This is a genomic window from Psychrobacter sp. FME5 (assembly GCF_014861375.1).
GTDB lineage: Bacteria > Pseudomonadota > Gammaproteobacteria > Pseudomonadales > Moraxellaceae > Psychrobacter.
Window position 1 is genome coordinate 30,992 of the sequence record NZ_RRYX01000006.1, and the last position, 21,070, is coordinate 52,061.

Here is a 21,070-nt window from a genome sequence, read left to right on the forward strand (position 1 = left end):
TTATTGGCTGGAAAATATTGAGGTCTTAAAATAGGTTGTCAGACTAGAATCATGTTTTGCGCCTAGCTACATATCCGTTATGTGCGCTTTTTAGCTGAATTTGGGAGTTTATGCAATTGATTGATCATCAGCTCAGCGGCTTTTTGTTCAGCGATACGGCGGCTTTCGCCAGATTCAGTAATATCAGCACAGTTATTGATATTAACATGACAACGTACAACAAAGATTTGATGCGGGGCGTTACCTCGGGTTTCCATCAGCTCATAATGAGGCAAGTCAAACTGCTTAGACTGTAGCCATTCTTGCAAGCGACTCTTGGCATCTTTTAGAGCTTTTTGATCATTGACGTTATCAATCAAACTGCCATACCAAGAGAGAACGCAATCGCGAGTAATGTCCATATCTTGGCTGTCTAAATAGATAGCGCCAATCAGAGACTCTACCGCATCCGCCAATATAGACGCACGATTACGACCACCGCCCTTGCGCTCACCTATCCCTAAGATAAGATGATTAGAAAGCTCTAAGTTTTGGGCAATGATAACCAACGACTCTTGCCTGACCAAAGTTGCCCGCATCCGAGTCAAGCGGCCTTCATTTTGGGTAGGATAACGATGGTATAGTGCCTCACCGACAATCATCCCCAATAATGCATCCCCTAAAAACTCTAGACGCTCGTAGTTTTTTTTGCTATCAAACGAGCGATGAGTGAGTGCCAGCTTTGGCAAGCTTAAGTTATTAAACACATAGCCTAACTTACGCGTCAAAATAGCTAACCGCTGAATAAACTCTGAGCTAACAACAAGCGTGTCGCCAGACATGCTGTTTTTTGGGGTAGTAGGAAGCGCTTGGGCGTTCTGCGAAGTTGGTTTCATGCGTGGCTTATGGTTATCCCTTCTGTTTTACTGATTTGGTTAATATCGTCAATTCCATATAAAATCGAATACGGCGTCAGGCTCACTCAGTCTACTATTTGTAGTGCTTGCACTCGCCTTCTTTGTATCCAAATTACTTTAAACAGACTATAGTCGTTAATAACCATATTCATCAATTGGTTTTATAGAAAAATTCAAATTTTAAAGCTGTTTTATGAGTGCTTTAATAGACTCTTAAGCTAATCTATCGTGTCCATATCAATCGCCCCTTCGAAGCGATTAATGATATCAACATTATTAAAAAAATTCTTGGTCACTGCGTATTCTTTATAAATAGCCAGCTGTCCTGTTTTTTTATCAGTAAATGTAAATACGTCCTCTGCCTGAGTATCATAATCAGCATTAATAGATAGCTGTCTGTTGACACGTTCAACGAACTGCTTTGCCGTTTCTTTATTATTGTTCGATTCTTGAAGCTGTGCGCTTAACGTTTTAGTCAATTGATAATCACCAATCTGAGCGGGTACAATCGCGACAACCAGTTTGGCAGCAATGCCCAAAGCGATAATGATTAACACAATGCTCGTCACACTAGCACCGCGCTGCGTAGACAATCCAGATAGGTGCTGCATTATGATGTTCCTTTACGGGTAAATTGCTATTTTGCTAGATATTTTTTAATAGATGGCTGCTTTAATAAATGACTGGCTGCTATGAATAGGAAGTCATTTATTAGATAGCAATAATACTAGCACAAAACTATTATCGATAAACCAACCAATAGAGCACTCATAAATTTATCTCTTACGACATCAACCTTTTACAACATTAATCACTTATGCCATTAATCAATACTACCATTGCGCTTGAAGCTCGGTAAATTAAGCCCTGGTGGCTTATGCATCCAGATATAAACCGCCTTACCCGCTAGGTTTTCATCAGGTACAAAACCCCAAAATCGACCATCCGCACTACGATCACGGTTATCACCCATCACAAAATACTGACCTTCTGGCACATCGATACGCCATTCAGTACCTTCTGAGCTAACCACTTCTGGTGATTGCTGCTGCAAAAATGGCGCGTATTGCGAGCTGTTCATGCCATTTAAGTAGCGAACAAGGTGTTTATTCTCACCTTGAGTTTCTTGAAAATACTGCGCCTCACCTTCCTCTTGCTCACCCATCGCCGCGGCACTTTCTTCTGTTAATACTTGTCCTGGGCCAACCTGCCCCGGTAGATACAGCTGCGAAGTCAACTCAGCATTTGCCGCATAATCGACAGCTTTAGTGTCAACGGCAACATCATTGACTGCAAGTACCCCTTGGTCATAGCTAACAGTATCACCAGGCAAACCGATAACGCGCTTGATATAATAAATGCTAGGGTTTTCAGGGTAACGGAACACGGCTACATCACCATGGTCAGGCTCACCCGTATCCAACACTTTATTGTAAGTCAGTGGTAGTCGCACTCCGTAGGCGTATTTATTCACAGCGATAAAATCGCCTGTATATAAAGTCGGCACCATAGAGGATGAGGGAATATTAAAAGGCTCAATCAAAAACGAGCGCACTATCAATACCACTGCCAATACAGGAAAAAAATCGTAAGCCCAGCGTACCAACAAGCTTTCTTTACCGCGCCCACGGGTTTGACGCTGTTTGAGCGTTAACTTATCTAATAACCAAACAATACCCAAACCTATGGTCAACGGCACTAAAATTAAATTGAAATCAAAATCCATACCAAATTGCCTATTAACGAGCGGCTCATCTCATTACTTGAATGATAAGACCAACTACATTTGACGTATTATATGCAAAATCAAATAAGAGAGATTGTGCTATTAGCTATCAACTTGTAACACGGCTAAGAACGCCTCTTGAGGGATTTCTACGTTACCTACTTGCTTCATACGTTTCTTGCCCGCTTTTTGCTTAGACAACAGTTTTTTCTTACGTGAGACGTCACCACCATAACATTTGGCCAGTACATCTTTACGCATGGCTTTCACTGTGCTGCGACCAATAATTTGACTGCCAATCGCCGCCTGAATCGCCACGTCAAACATCTGACGCGGAATCAATTCTTTCATCTTGATCACTAGCTGATTACCACGATAACGCGCTTGGTCTTGGTGCACGATCATCGCTAACGCATCAACTTTGTCACCATTAATCAGTACGTCTACCTTGACCAATTTATCAGCTTGATAACGCTCAAAGTTATAATCCAGTGAGGCAAACCCGCGAGACACCGACTTTAGACGATCAAAGAAATCCATGACCACTTCACCCATCGGAATATCAAATATCAGCTGCACTTGCTTACCCATAAAGCGCATATCAACCTGTACACCGCGACGCTCGATACATAGCGTCATCACGTTGCCCAAATAATCTTGTGGCACCAAAATCTGGCAGCGAGCAATCGGCTCGCGAAACTCTTCGATATTGTTAGGCTCAGGCAATCTTGATGGGTTATCTACATAAATCACTTCGCCATCTTTCTTTTCAATCTCATAGATAACCGACGGCGCAGTAGTGATTAAATCCAAGTCATATTCGCGCTCTAAACGCTCTTGGATAATCTCCATGTGCAGCATTCCTAAGAACCCACAACGGAAACCAAACCCTAGCGCATCAGAGGTATCGGGCTCAAAGAATAGCGAGGCATCATTAATCTGTAACTTTTGTAGTGCCTCACGGAATTTTTCAAAATCATTGGCGTCAACGGGGAACATACCCGAATAAACCTGCGGGGTAATTTGCTTAAAACCAGGAATACGATCCACATCAGGTGTTTTGGCAAGCGTAATCGTATCACCAACTGGCGCGCCAGCAATATCTTTAATACCGGCAATAATAAAGCCAACCTCACCCGCCTCTAGAATACCTGTATCTAACGGCTTAGGTGTGAACACCCCAATAGAAGTGACTGGATGAGACTCTTTGGTCGATTTGATATAAATCTTATCGCCTTTTTTGACCGTCCCTTCACGGACGCGCACTAAGGAAACTACCCCTAAATAACTGTCAAACCATGAGTCAATGATGAGCGCTTGGAGCGGCGCATCACGATCACCTGTTGGCGCTGGGATAACTTCAACCAAGGCCTCTAACAGCTTATCGACGCCCAGCCCTGATTTTGCTGAGACACGCGGCGCATCAATCGCTTCAATACCGATAATGTCTTCAATCTCTTGAATCACACGCTCAGGCTCAACTTGCGGCAAATCAATCTTATTCAGTACCGCCATCACTTCTAAGCCTAGGTCAACGGCGGTATAGCAGTTGGCCACTGACTGCGCCTCAACCCCTTGTGCCGCATCAACGACCAAAAGCGCACCTTCGCAAGCAGCGAGCGATCGTGAAACTTCATAAGAGAAATCGACGTGACCAGGCGTATCAATAAAATTAAGCTGATAACGCTCACCATTTGGATGGTCATAAAATAAGGTGACCGATTGTGCTTTAATCGTGATACCGCGCTCTCGCTCGATATCCATGGAGTCGAGTACTTGCGCCTGCATCTCGCGATCTTGCAAGGCACCGCACATCTGAATAAAACGATCCGCAAGCGTCGACTTGCCATGATCAATGTGGGCAATGATTGAAAAGTTACGAATATTGGCTAATGCAGTCACAAAGCGCCTACTAAATTAAAGGTGATAGAATAATAAAAAGAATACTGTCAGGCACACGCAATAAAATCAGTGACCAGCGTTGAAAAGAAGACGGTTAAAATCAGATTATTGATTAACAGTATCGTCTCGAGTCAATCGCTTAGGATACAAACTCTTGCGCGCAGGCATGAAGGAGTATTCTAGCAGTTTTCCACTATAAAGTAAGGCGATTTTAGTAATAGAGAAATGATTTATAGGCGAAATTACCAGCGGATAAACTGTATAGATAAAAAAACGAGCCCATTATGAAAGTTCTAGGGCTCGTCCTTATTTTAAAAATACCGATAGTAACACTCTAGTCATACTCAAAACTAATGACAGATATATTACTGAGGTGTATTGGTTTCAGAAAGCTCAACCTCTATACGCTGGTCTTCTACTTGATTCAGATATTTATATATCCACGGCGACCGACCATAAAAAGAACCATTTAACTGGGTTTGTTCTATCAAATACTCACGAAAGCGCAGATAAAACTCATTGTCTGGGGCTTTAGGCTGTTGCCAAAAATCGTTGAGCGACTTTTGATCGGTCAGCTTCGGCGTATCGTAAATCGCGCGACCCATGACCTTGGTTGGTTTTTTATGATAGACCGATTGCAGCCCTGTCGTGCTATTTATCGTTACCATCCCAATACTATGCTTCATTAGGGTTGGCAGGTGCATGTCACAACCATAAAAAACACGCTCCGACACTTGATAGCGCGCCGCCAAACTAGATACCAGCTCACGATAGTCTCGATGACCACGATCTAGCGGATGATGCTTAAATACTAGCAGCTGCTTTTGCTCGGCATGACTGGCAAAGCTGGCGATAGACTCATCAATAAACTGCACCACGTCACGGTAATCACTATGATGCGTAATCTGTGAGTCATTGTGCACTTGTAGGCTAATCAAAAAGTAATTGTCGCTCTCTTGTTTGGTCAGCCGGTGTTGCAACCGCATATCGGGTAAATAGCCACGCAGCTTACGCCATGGCGCTTTTAACCAAGCGATTGCCTCTTGCCACGCGGTCATACCTCGGTAATGAGAATAGTGTGGATAGCGACTTTTATAAAGCCAAGCGATAATATAATAAACAATAGCAGCGATACTCAAACGATAGAATCTATTGTGTGTATATAAGGGTTTATCGTTGGCTTTTTTGAGTGCTTTGATATCCGCTGTATTTAAGCGTGAATAACCATTAATACCATATTGCTGTAAGGTGATATAGTCAGGGCGTAAGTAGCCTTCTTCAAAGACAAAGAAAGACGTCTCTAACGCCTCGCTGACACACGCAGCTTGGGTGTGGTGCGGACGACAATCACCGAAGCAAACAATAGCATCGATACCTTGTTCTTTGATAAAAACCTGCAACCAAGCAGTGAACTGTGCCAACGTGCCCGTATAGGCATAGGTATTATCTTGGTGATAAAAAAACGCATCGCCTGCATTAAAGTTAATCTTACTAACTTTGATATCCTGAGTTTGTAAAAATGACGAAAAACGGTTGAAGAATCCGCCCATCTTTCCTTGTAATAGCAAGACGTGTCGATGAGTGAGCAGGTGAGACATCGAAGCTGCCATAGTATTAAATTACCATTAATTGAAAGATATGAGATAGAGATACGCGAGGTTATTAAACCGCGTGAATATACGGATATTACCAGTAATTATACCGAAAAAACCCCTGCTTGTCGCAATGGATTTCCGCTATGGCTCTACAATAAGTTTCGGGAAAATTTAGGGAAAATCAACGAGATCGTTTGCGTAGACGCTGCTGCCACCGATGACGCTGTTGCATAAAACGTGTTGCGGCATGGCGTTTAAACTGCGTGGGTAAATTTGATAAGGCTGATACTGAAGGCTTAATTAAGTTATTGGTATTGCTAGATATTTCAGATGAAGCCTCGCCATTTTTAGTATTTTTGAGAGAGAATGAGTTTTCAGGCGGATATAAATAATCAATGACTTGCTCTACTTGTGCCAGTCCATAACCAGTAGGCAAACGATATAACGGATAGCGGATAAGCGCGCAATGCAGTAATTGCTCAAGCGTCAATGTTGTGTCTCGCTTACGTCTCTTTAGATAATCAGATTTTGGTGATAACTGCACATCGATATCTGTTGTTAAGCCCCAACCTGCATAAAACGGCAAACCATAACACGTCACTTTTAGACCACGGAGCAATGCTTCAAAGCCTGTCAATGAACTGATCGTATGTACTGCATCGACGCATTCTAAACAATCAGGCATCGCGGTATCATAAGCGACCGCTTGTACCTGACGTAATCCTGCGGCTGCGACTTTACCCGCCCTTAATCCTGCTTCAACATCAGGGTGCGGTTTATAAATTAGATAAGCATCAGGATTATCTTGGCATACACGCTCAATCAAGCCACTATTGGTCTTAATCGTCGAACCACAGTACTGCACCGATAAATCATCTTCTACTTGACCAATAATTAGAATACGGTGTTTGCCAGATGCCTTTGCTTCTTGCATCCAAGAAATATGTTTGCTGTCAACACTGTCGACATCAGCCCCGACATTGTATTTACTCACCCGCTGAGTAAGTAATTTATCTTGCAGTGTCTGCACACGTATACTTTGTTCTGCTGTCAACGTTTCGCAATCACCTAACAAAGTCTCTAAATCTGAAGGCTGGGTGGCATCATAATAAATACCTTGCTTGTCGATCACTACCGACAATGGCGCTAATAACGTCGCACCCAGACCGTTCGAGCGAATAAAGCCATCTTCCATACAGTAGATAGCTGGGATATCTGAGTGCTTTTCACCACGTTTATTCTGTAATCTCTGTTGTACTTGCTGACGCTTGGCCAAACCCCAGACTAATAAGGGCTGCTGATAATTGGCCCGAAAATGATCGGGGTGCAGCAAGTTTTTTAGCCGTGGTTTGGGTTTGATAAATAATGTCGTACGCGGAAAATCCACAAAGGCTTTAACGAATGGCAGTTTCCAGCGGCTAAATTCGTATATGGTTAAGCCGCCCTCAAAGCAAGCTTGCCAGTACCGATTAGTAACCAACCACTCAATCGCCGTGTCAATATCACAAGCCTGCTTGGTGGCTGGATCCACATAGCAGCTATAATCCAGATAAGCACTATAAAACAACGCCTCTAACGTAGTCTTAACCTTACTATCCAAAACGCTAGGAAATAACGCTTGGTTTGTTGTTTCTCTGGCCTGTAAAAATGTATTAGCAGATGCTTGACGGCGTTTCTCAACCGTTTTTAGTAAGCGTTGTGGCGCCCCGCTGTCGTCAGTAAGCCCCCAGCCACTATACCAATTGACCCCGAAACAATGTACTTTTTTACCGAGCATCAAGGCTTCAAAGCCCATATGCGAGCTAACCGTATAAACATGCTCGACTTGCGCTAGCAACGCGATGGGGTTGAGTGCTTGGGTTAAGAGACGGACGTTCTTGGGTAGTTTTAGACTGGTCAGATATCCTGATTTTGATGCAGGATGTGCTTTTATCCAAATATGAGCATTAGGATGATTGCGGCAAGCGGCTTTTAACATCCGCTTAAACTGACGTTTGTCAGCACCAGCGCCTGTAATAGAGGCATCACCTGCGACCTGATCAATCAATAAAATGTGTGATTTTAGCGGTTTTTTTTCGGTATTAACATTGCCCTGATTAACCAATTTATCTAATGACGGACAATCCATTACTGCATTATATTTGCTAAGATGTTCCGCACAAATACGCGCCATCAGTCGTTGAGCATGTTTTTTGTTTAGAGAACGCTCTTCAGGTTTGGTGACGCTTTTAGTGCGCTCAATAATCAGTTGCTCAAGGCGTGAGCTTTGTGCCAAATCAAAGTAGATGCCGATATCATCGACAACGACGCTTACACCATGACGGCTACCAATACCTGAATCTAATGAACGTAGAAAACCATCTTCAACACTCAATGTGGTCAGATTTTGCCGCGTAGCAAACTTACTGGCTCTTTGATAACTTTTTTTATGCCCCCAACCGATAAAAGCATCGGGTTGCTGTTTTGATAAACAAGAAAATTGCTGTTGAACAAAGTCAGATAGCGGTAATTTAGATAATGGTAACAACGGGTTTTTGTGATTAATGAGACGACGTTGTAACCCTGACCAGAGATACCAGCGCTGAATATCTGCTTGCAAAACCTGGGATAGCAGCACATTGTTACGACGCATCCCTTTACCAATGACCGCCAGTTGCTTTGGTGAGGTACGCGGGTCTGATGGCAAAAATAGTGCATTATCATAGGGCGATACTACTGGTATTTTACCGTCACCTTGAACACTTTTTGCCATCTTTGCCCCCTTTATCCATTACTTTTGCATCAATCTATACAGATGATGTTTTATGTCGCTATTAAATAACAGTTATAAATCGAGGACAACTTTAGCTGCGATTGCCAATTGATAGACAATCTGCGACAAGCCACGGGTGATTTCTACGCGCTTGGTTTTGACTTTTGGTAATACCATAATCTCGTCACCTTGCTGGATACGGTAGGCGGTATTGACCACTTCACTGGCCCCATTTTGATGGATAACCAAGATTTCTTTAACGTCAGCATTATCAGAGAAACCGCCTGAATTGGCAACATAATCACCAACGGTATAATCTGGGTTAAAGGTAAGCGCACCTTGTGCTCGTACTTGACCATTGACCGTAATGACTGAGGTTTGGGCAGGTATCTCAATGATATCGCCTTGCTGCAAAATAATATCCTGCCACGAATTCGGTACCACGACGATTTGACCCGTTGTCTTCACGTTACGTGCTTTGGCGACAAATTGCTTAACCAAAGTGGCATCATCTTGACGTAGTGCCGCCTCTTCGCGAGTGGTCGACTGCGTAGCAAGCGTCAGCTCTTCTAAACGATCAAGCGACTCATTAATCATGCGTTTTTGTTGCTCAGCAACGGACTCACGATAAATGGTCAGATGCGAGAGCTTCGCTAATGGACTCGGCTGCAACTGTGGAACGATGTCTTTGAGACGCGCACCGTCCTTCACTATCATCGCACCATTGCCGGTATGCGCGCCTTTAACTTGCACCGCGATTGTACCAGCATAGCGATCGGAGGTGACTACCATCTCATCACCATTATAAACAGGAACGCTTTGCGCTTCCGCCAGTGAATAGTACTCGGCGGTTTGCGCACGTCCTGCACTGCGGGTAATGCTAACGTTGGTAGCGTTCGCTTCCGGACTAGCCACTTGTAAAACATCACCGATAGTTAAGTCATTAACATCAAATTCAAAGGTATATTCGTTCTGGACCTCACCACCAACGACAAACGTCTTTTTCTGCGGAGCAACGGTAATGACATCGCCATCACGGAAGGCGAAAGACTGCAGTTTACCCGCTAATAAAAAATCATATAGATTGACCTGCTGTAACATCTGACCATTGCGTTTTATCTGAATATCAATGTAGCTACCGCGTGTTGGATCAACACCGCCCGCTCTATCCAAATAAGACAATACGGAGTCTGCTGCCAGTCCACCATAATAACCAGGCTGCTTGACAAATCCAGTGACGAATACTTTAACCGGTTGCGCTTGCTCTAAGGATGCATAGACGCCAACGTTCGAGCGATAAATACGATTGACCGCGCTCTTGACTACATTCTGCAGATTGCCATTTTGGACGCCAGAAACGCGAACCGGACCGATATTAGGCAAAAAGATATTGCCTTGTGGATCAACCGTCATAGTGGCGGCATATTGATAAGCTCCCCACATCCGTACTTGTACATTATCACCAGGGTTAATCGAATAGCTGTCGTTAAAAGTGGAGCCAGAAGTCGTGGAAAATGCGCCGCGAAATAGCTGCTCACCGAACATCAAGTCTTGAGTATCGATGTCTTGATAAGGTCGTGTGGTGTTAATAACAGACTGGCTAGGTAAGCTTGCCGCATCTACCGCTTCTTGAGTAGTGCCCTGCCCTTGTACACCACCAGCAAAGGCTTGCGTTGAGACATTAATATTGTTGCGATTTTGATCTTGACCCCTGCTGTTGGCAGACGTACCAAAGCTCGAACCTGCCATTTGATCGGCATAACTGCCTGCTGCTAGCGCTGGAACACTGGTTGCTGCCATTGCCAAACTTATCGCTTGTATCACTGTCACGATAGGACGTGGTTTCATATTCATGAGTGGTATTCCTTTGCTGATCTATCGATCATTACTAATATCTGGTTTGTGACAAATGGCTGCGATGATCACGGACAACGACTAGCTACGATGATCACGGACAACCGCCATCACTAGGCGCACAAATCCATAAAGCATCAAAAGCAAAGCCAACGATGTCCAAATAATATAAGCTCGGCGTGGATATAATGCTTCTTCAGCTTCATAAGGGGTTGAGATCACAATCAAATTCTTCATCTTTTTAAAGGCTTCTAGACGCGCCTTTTCAAGCGAAGACAACGACAATTTATACAGCTCAGTCGCGAAGTCAACATCGGCTTTAATGGTCTCAAACTGTACCGCTTGACGGTTCAACTTGGTGGTACTTGGTGACGTCAGCTTGGTTTGCTCTTGAGTGATTTGCTCCTCGATCGCTTTAATCTGACTTCTTACGGAAACCACTTGCGGCGCATCTGGATTCAGATAGCTAAGCAGTTGTCGCTCTTCGGTACGTAATGAGCTGAGTTGCCCTTGCAAGCTACCAATCAGTTGATTAACGATTTGGGCATTGGCTTGAGGGTCGTAAATCTCGTTTGTATTCTGATACGTTAATAACTTCTCTTTAGCATCATTTAAGCGATCTTGCGACTCATCTAATTGAGTCTCTGCAAACACCAACTGATCGCGAGCCACTTCTTGTGAAATACGGTTTACGAACTGCTCAGACTCACTCAAGATGGTTTTATTGAGCTCAAAAGCATACTTTGAATCAAAAGCTTCCGTCGAGACTGAGAGTACATAACTTTGTTCATCTAGATTGATATGAACACGCTTTTTGAAGTACTCAAGTAACTCCTCTTGCGTGGCATCGGGATCAATCTCATTGAGCGGATCTGAGCCATCGACATGGTAAGCTTCGCGGAACTTGAATTTATTATCAAGACGCTTCACCATGTCATTAGATAAAATATACTCGGTTAGATAAGTCGCATCTTCCTTACTGGTACTGTTCACTCCCAATAGGGCCGATAAACCACCACCAGCTGGTACGCTTGACTCGCTTACTTGCTTGACCACCACATTAGCAGTTGAGATAAAGCGCGGGTGAGCAAAGGTCATGACGTAGAAAATCACCAGCACCCAAGGAAGGACTACTAAGCCGATAAATAGCGAGAAGCTGACTACTTTACTTTTTTGCTTTGTGGATATGCTTTTCATAAACCTCAATCGCTTCTGTTGTATCGTCAAACACATGTGCTGTTTGATCCATTAATACAATACCAATATCGCAGTTACGTTTGATATCACCAATGTTATGCGACACTATTAAAAACCCCGCTTGTGCACGGCGGGCGGCTAAAATCTCTTCACTACGTTTACGAAACGCGGCATCACCAACGGCGCCGGCTTCATCAAGCATATAATAATCAAAATCAAAAGCTAAGCTCAGGCCAAAGGTTAAGCGCGCTTTCATCCCTGATGAGTAGCTTTTCACCGGCATGTCAAAATAATTGCCAATGTCAGCGAATTCTTCTACAAAACGGATTTTTTCCTCAATGTAAGGCCCGCTTGAATATAGACGACACACAAAACGCACGTTTTGACGGCCTGTTAAACTGCCCTGAAAACCACCGGCCACACCGACTGGCCAAGAGATCGTAGAATCAGTAATAATCTCACCATGGTCTGGCTCATCCAGTCCACAGATAATACGTAGCAAGGTCGACTTACCAGCGCCATTACGACCAAGTAAACCGACACTTTGTTTATCACCAATGGTCAGATTTAAATCTTTAAATAGATAATGCCGACCTTGCTTGGTCATAAATGATTTAGAGACGTTTCTAATTTCAATCATCGTTTTACCTATTGTTACTCGCATTTCTTACATGATAACTATCTATATAATTATCTATTTATTTCGAACGGAGCATATCTCGCTCAGCATATTTATAAAGCAATAATCCTAAAAAATTCACCGCAAACATCCATTTTAAAAAGTATCCTATATCAATATGATCAGCAGGGTAGTTAGGGGCAAATGCATGTCTAATTAGCTCAATATTATGAATAAAAGGGTTGTAAAGTAGATAACTAAAGTATGGCTCTGGAATAATATGGATAGGATAAATAATCCCAGATGTAAAATACAATATAGTAAATATTATAGTGATTACCTTGCTAATCTCACCGCCATAATGACCAACTACCATCATAATTAGAGCAACACCAAAGCTAAATATAAATAGCGTTATCCAGCAAAACAATACAATATGCAAATTTTCTAAACTGGCATAAATATTAAAAAAGGCCAAGCCAAGCAGCAACAGTATCGATGTGAAAAAATAAATGACCAGTTCTAAAAATGAACGCGCAATAATCACATCGATGTGCTTGATTGAACGATACATCAACAAGCCTTTATTAGCCTCAACAGCCCCTAATGCTCTCGTCGCTATTTTCTGAAACATGCGAAACGGAACCATTCCTGCCACTAAGAACAGAGAAAAATCCATTCCGGGAACCAAACGCTCCCGAATAGCGCCAAATATTACTAAAAAAATAAGTACTTGAAAAAGAACTTCTAATGGCGCCCATAGATAACCTAATCGATAACCACCGAAGCGCGTTTGCAGCTCACGCATCAGTAACGCATGAAATGCCGCACCCATGACTTTCAGACCACTACGATGCTTAATAGGACGATAAGGAGGTAATTGTACAGACATGGCGTTACAGGACTTTACCGAAAACAGCCCCTATGATAAGTAACAGGGACATAAGTTACAAGAATTAATCTGTGTCTAAACAGATAAGCCTATGATTTAGTAAGAAATCGGTAAGTAATTAAGGCGCGCTATAATTAAACACTCTACTCAACCGACTATCAGACGGGCATTACATCTATTTATTTTAAGCAAAAAAAAACCAATCACAGAATGATTGGCCTTTTTAAATTTGAGCAACTGCATATAAATGGTGGCGATGAAGAGACTTGAACTCTTGACCTCACGATTATGAGTCATGCGCTCTAACCAGCTGAGCTACATCGCCATTTAAGGCTCGGTATAATACCGATAGAGGCGGTTGTCGTCAACCCCTAATTAGCAATTTTTGCAAAAAAACTGAATTTTATTCAAATTAATGGCAATTATTACTATTACTACTGATAAAAATGAACAATAAAAAAAGTTGGTAAACCGATAAGCCGGGTTCTGTCGTGGACAATCATTCCTCTAGGCGTACAATCGCTCGTACGCTCAAGCAACCTACCCGCATCGAACGCGGGCCGCGCCATGCCGATGCCTATTTGGTCTTGCTACGCGTGGAGTTTACCATGCCGTGAACTGTTGCCAGCCACGCGGTGCGCTCTTACCGCACCCTTTCACCCTTACCTCGCTTGCGCGGGGCGGTCTACTCTCTGCTGCACTGGTCGTCAAGTTACCCTGCCCAGCCGTTAGCTGGCACGCTGCCCTATGTAGCCCGGACTTTCCTCCCCTGCGCCATCTGTTGCCAGTGTGCAGCGGCGATTGCCTAGCCTACCAAGCGCGCTAGTATAGCAAAATTAATCCTGATGTCGGAGATTTTTTTGGATTATTTAGCTCTTTAGATAAAAACGTTCAAATAAAACTTATCGGCAGCGTCAACTCATTATTATTAGGCTCGTTTTTATCTTGCTGTGGTAGCTGTAGCCAATGGGTATTTGGATAGTTCTGAGCCAGATAATTTTGCAAAAAATCAATCGTGCTATTCGCAATTTCAGCATCAGTATTCACACTAGCATGCACAGTGTCATCGTGAATATGATTATAAACGACGCTATGTACCATTAAACCACGCGCTGTTATTGCCTCCAAACTGAGCAAGGTATGATTGATACTGCCCAAGCGACCAGAAGTAACCAAAATAATCGGATAGCCGACTTCAGCAATATAATCTAAGGTTAATAACGGCTCTGTGATCGGCACTAATAATCCGCCTGCGCCTTCCAATAACACCACGTCATAATCTGACTGTAGCGCTTCCGTAGCTTTAGTAATCAAACTAGGGTTAAGAGTATCATTAGCAAGTTTTACTGCCAAATGCGGCGATGCTGGCTTTTCATAACGATAAGGACAAGTTGTGCCGTCGATATCGCAGGGCTGTAGCGGAATATTCATTAATTGACGATGGGTAACAATATCGTCGGCAATATTCATGTCACCATTATCTGCATTGATACTGACGCCTGTCTGTACCAACTTTTGGCTAATAACCTTAACACCTTGCTGTATAAGCGCTTTGGCAATCATGCCAGTGGCATAGGTTTTGCCAATATCGGTATCGATACCAGAGATAAATAGTACACTCATGACTTAACTTGACCTTACGCTTGGACTTGCATGGATAAATAAGCGCGCACCACTTTTAACAACGCTTGGCATAACGTCACTAGCTCGTCATCAGTAATAATATAAGGCGGCATAATATAGACCAACTTACCAAATGGTCGCACCCAAATGCCATTATCAATCAGTAAAGATTGAAAAACTGGCATATCAACGGCTTCACACAGCTCCATGACGGCGACCGCACCTAGACAACGTACCTCGGCAACACCCTTCAAGAGCGCAGCGGGTGCGAACTGCTGCTCCATCACCGCTTGCATATTTGCCGTACGCGCTTCGATATCGTAAGACAGTATCAAATCAATCGAGGCACAGGCGACCGCACAAGCCAGTGGATTACCCATAAAAGTTGGCCCATGCATAAGGGCTGGATAGTCGCTTTGGCTAATGGTATCGGCTATGGTGCGCGTGCAAAGGGTGGCAGCAAAAGTCATATAGCCGCCAGTCAATGCCTTTCCAACAGTCATAATATCAGGGCTGATATCAGCATGCTCACACGCAAATAGTTTGCCACTACGCCCAAAGCCAGTGGCGATTTCATCAGCAATCAGCACTACGTCATGCTCGTCACACAATTGGCGTAATAGTTGCAGATACTCAGGACTATAAAAGCGCATACCACCTGCGCCTTGGATAATCGGCTCGATAATAAAGCCAGCAAGCTTGTCGCTGTTTTTAGCGAAAAATACGCTTAACTCATCACGCTCGCTTTGGCTTAGCTCACGCTCAAATCCTAACGGCGGTGCAGGAACGAAGTGCTGCATAGGTAATTGCTTACCATACAGACTGTGCATGCCTGCAACGGGATCGCAGATACTCATCGCATGCCAGGTATCGCCATAGTAGCCAGAATGAGTCGAGGCAAATTGCTGCTTAATCGGACGCTTGGCAGCAATCTGATATTGCAAGGCCATTTTTAATGCGACTTCTACGGCAATGCTACCGCTATCGGCATAAAATATCGCATCGAGTCCGGTGGGGACGATAGATAGCAGCTTTTTGCCCAAGTCAATCGCGGGCTGATGGGTTAAGCCACCAAACATGACGTGTGCCATTTTGCCCAATTGTTCAATCATCGCCGCATTCAATTGCGGATGATTATAACCATGCACGCTTGCCCACCACGACGACATCCCATCAAGCAGACGTGTGCCATCTTCGGTGACAATATAAATGCCATCCGCGTGGTCAATAACGATATTTGGATAACTGGGCGGCAAACTGGCATAAGGATGCCAAAGATGCTGATTATCAAAAGAGGAATGGATATCTGGGTCGAGATTGCTGGTTGCTGCTGACAGACTCGTCATGAATTAACCTACTATTTACCGGTGATGCGTTTGTATTTTGCCAATAAATCACCTTCAGACTCTACGTGGTTAGGGTCTTTTGGGATACAGTCGATGGGACAAATCTCCACGCACTGCGGCTCGTCAAAATGCCCCACACATTCGGTACATAAATCAGGGTTAATCTCGTAAATATCCTCGCCCTCATAAATCGCATCGTTGGGGCAAGCAGGTTCGCACACATCACAATTGATGCATTCATCGGTAATTAATAACGCCATAAACTGCTCCTTATTTGCTAGCAGTTGATCATTAGTGGGTAGATAAACTATGTAACAATGAACTTATACCATTCACAAAAATTAGAGTAGCAAGGAAAACGAGTGCAAGTGCGACGCATCGTAGGCTAAACGAGTTTGACACAGCTAATCGTACTTTTGGGTTTGGTATTATTATTTAATACTGAGCTTTTGGATAAAAGCTTCAGACACACAAGGTGGCACAAATTTAGTCACATCACCGCCAAGTTTGGCGATTTCTCGAATCATCGTTGATGAGATAAATGAGTAATTCTGCGAAGGGGTCAAAAATACCGCTTCAAAATTTTCATCAAGCTCGCGATTCATATTGGCCAGCTGAAACTCATATTCAAAATCGGACATGGCTCGTAGACCACGCAAAACTGCCGTGGCATTTTTTTCACGCATAAAATCAACGAGCAAACCTTCGAACCCTACCACTGAGACTTGGGGTAAGTCAGCAAATACGGTTTCGACCAAAGCCACACGCTCTTCAAAGTCGAATAATGGCTTTTTATGGTGTCCTGAGGCAACCGCAATCACTACCTCATCAAACAATTTGGTCGCACGCGTGACTAAGTCCACATGACCGTTGGTAATCGGGTCAAAGGTGCCAGGGTATAAAATCTTGGTATGCAATTTTGAAGAAGTAGCAGAAAGGCTCATAACAGGGCTAATATGGTTGATTATAATGCGGTATATGCTAGCAAATTTTACCCAAACTTAATACTTATCTGCTACATTTGTCCTAACAGCCGACTTACCTTTACACACCATGCTTTGCTACAATAGCCGGTTCGACTCATCCATCTTAGCACCGAAAAGATACAACCCCTATTAAAAGATTGCGATGAGGACTGTTAGACAAGGACAATATATTTTGAAGTCCTTTTGGAGAAATTATGTCAAAAAAATCAAAAAAACCTGACAATCAAATCTGTGCCAATAAAAAAGCTCGTCACGAGTACTTTATTGAAGAGACGTTTGAAGCAGGATTGTCATTACAAGGCTGGGAAGTCAAAGCGATTCGCGCGGGTAAAATGACCATCACCGAAGCGTATATCATCTTCCGTAACAATGAAGCATTCTTATTTGGCGCGCACATTCAGCCGCTACTATCGAGCTCAACACACGTCAGCCCTGATAGTATCCGTACGCGTAAGCTACTGCTCAATCGCCGCGAAATTGAAAAGTTAATGGGCGCGGTCAATCAAAAAGGCTATGCTTGCGTGCCATTATCTTGCTATTGGAAACACTCGCTAGTGAAATGCCAAATCGCTTTAGCAGTGGGTAAAAAACAGCACGATAAACGTAAAACCCTTAAAGACCGTGACTGGGAGCGTGATAAACAGCGCGGCTTTAAACAACATTTAGATTAAAGGTATTTATAGCAAACCCCAAAAGGACGATTCAGCTTCTATGTTGAATCGTCCTTTTTTATGAGGCAGATAAATTTGAGTAAAGCAGTTTTATGAACTCTATAGTTAAAATACTTTAAAAACGCTACGATACTGCGGGTATAGTTTTTTTTGCAGCCTCTGTCTGCGTAGGCACAGCAAGCAAGAAAAAACGGTACCTGCAGTAAGTGATGTAGCGATATTACTTCTCACTGACTATATCTTAAACCGCTTGCACTGTTTTAGTGGTTTGCGTATTTTTATGAGCGCGACGCAGTTGACGCACACCATGCACAATCAAACAAACAATACCAAGCCAAATCAAGCCATAACTATAAATCATCGCTGATTCAAACGGGTTACCCAATACGGTGATTGCTAAAATAAATAACAATGCCGGTTCTAAATAACTCATCATGCCATAGACGTTGACTGGCAACATTTGACTGGCATCGACGTTGGTTTTCATCGCTAGCACACTCAGTATACCGAGTCCCGTCAGCATCATAATAAAGAAACCAGAACCACTCACTAAACTTAAGCTATTGGGCGCGACAAAGACTAAATACACCAAAGCAAACGGTGCAAATATCGTTAAATCAACTAACAAGCCAGTCACCGCACCGATACCTTGTAGACGACGCAAAATATAATAAATAGGATAAGTACCGCAGACCCATAACGTTGCCCATGAGACGCTTTGCGTACGCACAATCTCACTGCCAACGCCCAATGCCGCAAAGCCAACGGCCAACCATTGCAAACGGCTTAACTTTTCACCGAATAGTATACAACCAAAGACCACCATCATCAGTGGGAATAAAAAATAACCCATCGCCGTTTGGACGCCTTGTCCATTGACCGGTGCCCACATAAACAGCCAAAACTGACTTAAGAATATCGGTGTCGGTAATAGTAACCATGCCCACTGCTTAACCGTGCCGAGCGCTTTTAGCTTACCAATATGTAAACCCAGACGGCCACTAATTAGCAAATACCCTACCAATGCTGCCCACATCGCCAGCATGCGCCAAATAAATACTTGGGTACCCGATAGCGGCGCTAAAAAGCTACTATAAGCATAAAGCACACCAAACAAGACATTTGAGAGTATTGCTAACGCTACGCCCATTATCAATGTGCGTTGCTGCGCGCTACCTGCTGTCCAAACTGCCGGCAACGGTAAGCGCGACACCGTGGTTGCGAGCGTATTGGTAAATACATTGGAAAGCATTGAGATAGACATGAATAGCACCGTAAAATAATAGCGTTTAAAACAATCAGTGATGAGTTTTAATTCTCACCGATGGGGTTGACTGAGACGGCCTATTCTACTAACCCTTAATGATATAAAATATCTATATAAAGTCAATTTTGATTATTTTTATCATTTATAAGACCTAAACATCAATATTTTATTATTATTTAATAAATACCGATAATAATTATAATAGACTTTAGGTTTAATAATATTTTTTGGAGAATCAATACATGAGTCAGACGTTAGATGCTATCGATAAAGCCATTTTAAACTTGCTCCAAGAAGATGCGACGTTGCCCCTAAAAGCCGTGGCAGAGCAAGTCCACGTTTCTATCGCTACCGCTCAGCGCCGCATCCAAGCATTAACGGATAACGGTGTAATAACCAAACAAGTCGCTATCGTTGATCCCAATAAGGTGGGCTACGGTCTAACAGCGGTAGTGATGATAGAGATGTCGCGTTCTAACACCTCGATGCAGCATCGCTTTGAGCGCTTAATGCACGATCAACCGCGAGTAATGAGCTGCTATGAAGTATCCGGAGATGCGGACTTTATGTTGATGGTCAACGCCAAAAATATGAAAGATTACCATGAATTCACGCGTAACTTGCTGACCTACGAGAATAATGTGCGTAGCTTTAAAAGCCAGTTTGTGATGAATTTTACCAAGAGTGGGACGAAGATTTTACTGGATTAACTGCGCTTAATTAAATATAGCTATAAACTCTAAATAACCGCTAATATAAATTATTAGTAGAGTTATCCAAAGCAACTGAGTAAGATGTCAAAATAGGATATAAAGGGACGTTCGATAAATTTATAAGCTTATGAATAGTTAATAAAACCAAGCTTAATCATAGCCAATGTAGACAAGGAAGCCTTACCATGACTCAACACTCAAATAGTACTTATCGAAAAAACAGTACTAAAACAGTACCACAACTCCTCAGCCTAAAAATACTATTAACAGGCGCATCGCTGGTGGCATTACTCGCCAGCTCAGGCTGTGCTACCAGCTCGTTATTAGACAGTAGCAGTCATGCCAGCACAAAAACCACTAAAAACAGCTTGTCAGAAGATCAGATTATCGCCTTTGGTCGTCCGGCACAGGCGTTACCGAAAATGCCCAACGCCTCGATGGTTATCGTCGGTGAAAAGAACAGCTATGTACTCACCCAAGGCGGCACAGAAATGGTCAGCTTATTGACCAACTTAACGCCAAAAAATATTCAAGTCGATAATGACATGAGTTTTTACGTACCCAATAACGATGGCTATTTTCAGGGCGAAATGAAGCTTTCTTATGCTAAGTTAAAGGATGAGTTTAAGCGCTCCGATTATCAGTTCTTTTTACAAAATAAAGGCAAAGAATGTACCTCGGCCAGTGACCAGCGTATCAATGCCCAGCGCTTTTGCTTTAGCGTTCCTGTGAAAGGGGCTATCTATCCACAAGTCAGTAACTTAAGCTTAATCCAATCCAATTATCGCGCCTTAAGCAAGCCTTATATGGTCAATTTTTATACGCAGTCGCAGCAAAACCAAGTATCTCGTAGCGGTGCAAATACCGCTCAAAAGCTAGTATTACTACCTTTTGCCCTAGCCTTTGATGTCGTCACTTTCCCATTTCAACTATTAGAATAGTAAATTTTTATATGATCGAATACTTAAAACTGAAAGGTTTCTAAATTTTAACGACTCTCCTTACTGCCAGATGTCTTACACTATCAATCA

Annotated in this window: 18 protein-coding genes, 1 tRNA gene and 1 other RNA gene; 3 read left to right on the top strand and 17 right to left on the bottom strand. The window is 43.1% G+C overall.

The features are described from left to right. Window positions 1-77 precede the first annotated feature (77 nt). The 16 genes from rnc to coaD all read right to left on the bottom strand — a co-directional run bounded on the left by rnc (window position 78) and on the right by coaD (window position 17,346). Complete coding sequence (gene rnc, locus EI161_RS02050; protein WP_192528847.1) at window positions 78-875, bottom strand: ribonuclease III; 798 nt, start codon at window positions 873-875, stop codon at window positions 78-80. A 239-nt stretch (window positions 876-1,114) separates the two neighbouring features. Further along, on the bottom strand, window positions 1,115-1,507 hold the full coding sequence (locus EI161_RS02055; protein WP_225735183.1) for a DUF4845 domain-containing protein: 393 nt from the start codon (window positions 1,505-1,507) through the stop codon (window positions 1,115-1,117). Between the two features lie 212 nt (window positions 1,508-1,719). Further along, window positions 1,720-2,622 carry a signal peptidase I gene (gene lepB, locus EI161_RS02060; RefSeq protein ID WP_192528848.1) on the bottom strand — a complete coding sequence of 301 codons (903 nt, stop codon included), beginning with the start codon at window positions 2,620-2,622 and terminating at the stop codon, window positions 1,720-1,722. Between the two features lie 102 nt (window positions 2,623-2,724). Further along, complete coding sequence (gene lepA / locus EI161_RS02065; protein WP_192522563.1) at window positions 2,725-4,524, bottom strand: translation elongation factor 4; 1,800 nt, start codon at window positions 4,522-4,524, stop codon at window positions 2,725-2,727. A gap of 365 nt (window positions 4,525-4,889) precedes the next feature. Beyond that, window positions 4,890-6,122 (bottom strand): capsule biosynthesis protein, encoded by a 1,233-nt coding sequence (locus EI161_RS02070; RefSeq protein WP_225735184.1) that lies wholly within the window; start codon window positions 6,120-6,122, stop codon window positions 4,890-4,892. Between the two features lie 178 nt (window positions 6,123-6,300). Then, window positions 6,301-8,871, bottom strand: a complete 2,571-nt coding sequence (locus EI161_RS02075) for a capsular polysaccharide biosynthesis protein (RefSeq protein ID WP_192528850.1) — start codon at window positions 8,869-8,871, stop codon at window positions 6,301-6,303. Window positions 8,872-8,943: 72 nt separating this feature from the next. Next, window positions 8,944-10,725: a polysaccharide biosynthesis/export family protein gene (locus tag EI161_RS02080; RefSeq protein WP_192522566.1), complete on the bottom strand. Its 1,782-nt coding sequence runs from the start codon at window positions 10,723-10,725 to the stop codon at window positions 8,944-8,946. An 81-nt stretch (window positions 10,726-10,806) separates the two neighbouring features. Continuing rightward, window positions 10,807-11,922, bottom strand: a complete 1,116-nt coding sequence (locus EI161_RS02085; RefSeq protein ID WP_192522567.1) for a capsule biosynthesis protein — start codon at window positions 11,920-11,922, stop codon at window positions 10,807-10,809. Continuing rightward, on the bottom strand, window positions 11,891-12,562 hold the full coding sequence (locus EI161_RS02090; RefSeq protein WP_192522568.1) for an ABC transporter ATP-binding protein: 672 nt from the start codon (window positions 12,560-12,562) through the stop codon (window positions 11,891-11,893). Before EI161_RS02090 ends, EI161_RS02085 begins: the two co-directional genes overlap by 32 nt. A gap of 58 nt (window positions 12,563-12,620) precedes the next feature. Next, on the bottom strand, window positions 12,621-13,433 hold the full coding sequence (locus tag EI161_RS02095) for an ABC transporter permease (RefSeq protein WP_192528851.1): 813 nt from the start codon (window positions 13,431-13,433) through the stop codon (window positions 12,621-12,623). A gap of 248 nt (window positions 13,434-13,681) precedes the next feature. Next, window positions 13,682-13,758: transfer RNA gene (locus EI161_RS02100), tRNA-Met, on the bottom strand. Window positions 13,759-13,892: 134 nt separating this feature from the next. Next, window positions 13,893-14,250, bottom strand: an RNA gene (gene rnpB / locus EI161_RS02105) — RNase P RNA component class A. Between the two features lie 74 nt (window positions 14,251-14,324). Continuing rightward, a complete protein-coding gene (gene bioD, locus EI161_RS02110) occupies window positions 14,325-15,056 on the bottom strand; it encodes a dethiobiotin synthase (protein WP_192528852.1) in 732 nt (243 codons plus the stop codon). A gap of 14 nt (window positions 15,057-15,070) precedes the next feature. Then, complete coding sequence (gene bioA / locus EI161_RS02115) at window positions 15,071-16,402, bottom strand: adenosylmethionine--8-amino-7-oxononanoate transaminase (protein ID WP_192528853.1); 1,332 nt, start codon at window positions 16,400-16,402, stop codon at window positions 15,071-15,073. 11 nt (window positions 16,403-16,413) lie between these two features. Further along, the gene (locus EI161_RS02120) at window positions 16,414-16,662 is read right to left on the bottom strand and encodes a YfhL family 4Fe-4S dicluster ferredoxin (RefSeq protein ID WP_192522572.1); all 249 of its coding nucleotides are present in this window, start codon (window positions 16,660-16,662) and stop codon (window positions 16,414-16,416) included. Window positions 16,663-16,833: 171 nt separating this feature from the next. After that, complete coding sequence (gene coaD / locus EI161_RS02125) at window positions 16,834-17,346, bottom strand: pantetheine-phosphate adenylyltransferase (RefSeq protein WP_192522573.1); 513 nt, start codon at window positions 17,344-17,346, stop codon at window positions 16,834-16,836. 236 nt (window positions 17,347-17,582) lie between these two features. Between coaD and smpB the strand changes: the two genes are divergently transcribed. Then, entirely contained in the window at window positions 17,583-18,059 is a 477-nt protein-coding gene (gene smpB, locus EI161_RS02130; RefSeq protein WP_192522574.1) for an SsrA-binding protein SmpB, read from the top strand. A gap of 241 nt (window positions 18,060-18,300) precedes the next feature. On the opposite strand, the gene EI161_RS02135 is transcribed toward smpB, so the two are convergent. Then, a complete protein-coding gene (locus EI161_RS02135) occupies window positions 18,301-19,323 on the bottom strand; it encodes an EamA family transporter RarD (protein WP_225735185.1) in 1,023 nt (340 codons plus the stop codon). A gap of 245 nt (window positions 19,324-19,568) precedes the next feature. On the opposite strand from EI161_RS02135, the gene EI161_RS02140 reads away from it, so the two are divergent. Both EI161_RS02140 and EI161_RS02145 read left to right on the top strand, forming a co-directional pair. Beyond that, window positions 19,569-20,036: an Lrp/AsnC family transcriptional regulator gene (locus EI161_RS02140; RefSeq protein ID WP_192528854.1), complete on the top strand. Its 468-nt coding sequence runs from the start codon at window positions 19,569-19,571 to the stop codon at window positions 20,034-20,036. 188 nt (window positions 20,037-20,224) lie between these two features. Then, window positions 20,225-20,980 carry a hypothetical protein gene (locus EI161_RS02145; RefSeq protein ID WP_225735186.1) on the top strand — a complete coding sequence of 252 codons (756 nt, stop codon included), beginning with the start codon at window positions 20,225-20,227 and terminating at the stop codon, window positions 20,978-20,980. Window positions 20,981-21,070 lie beyond the last annotated feature (90 nt).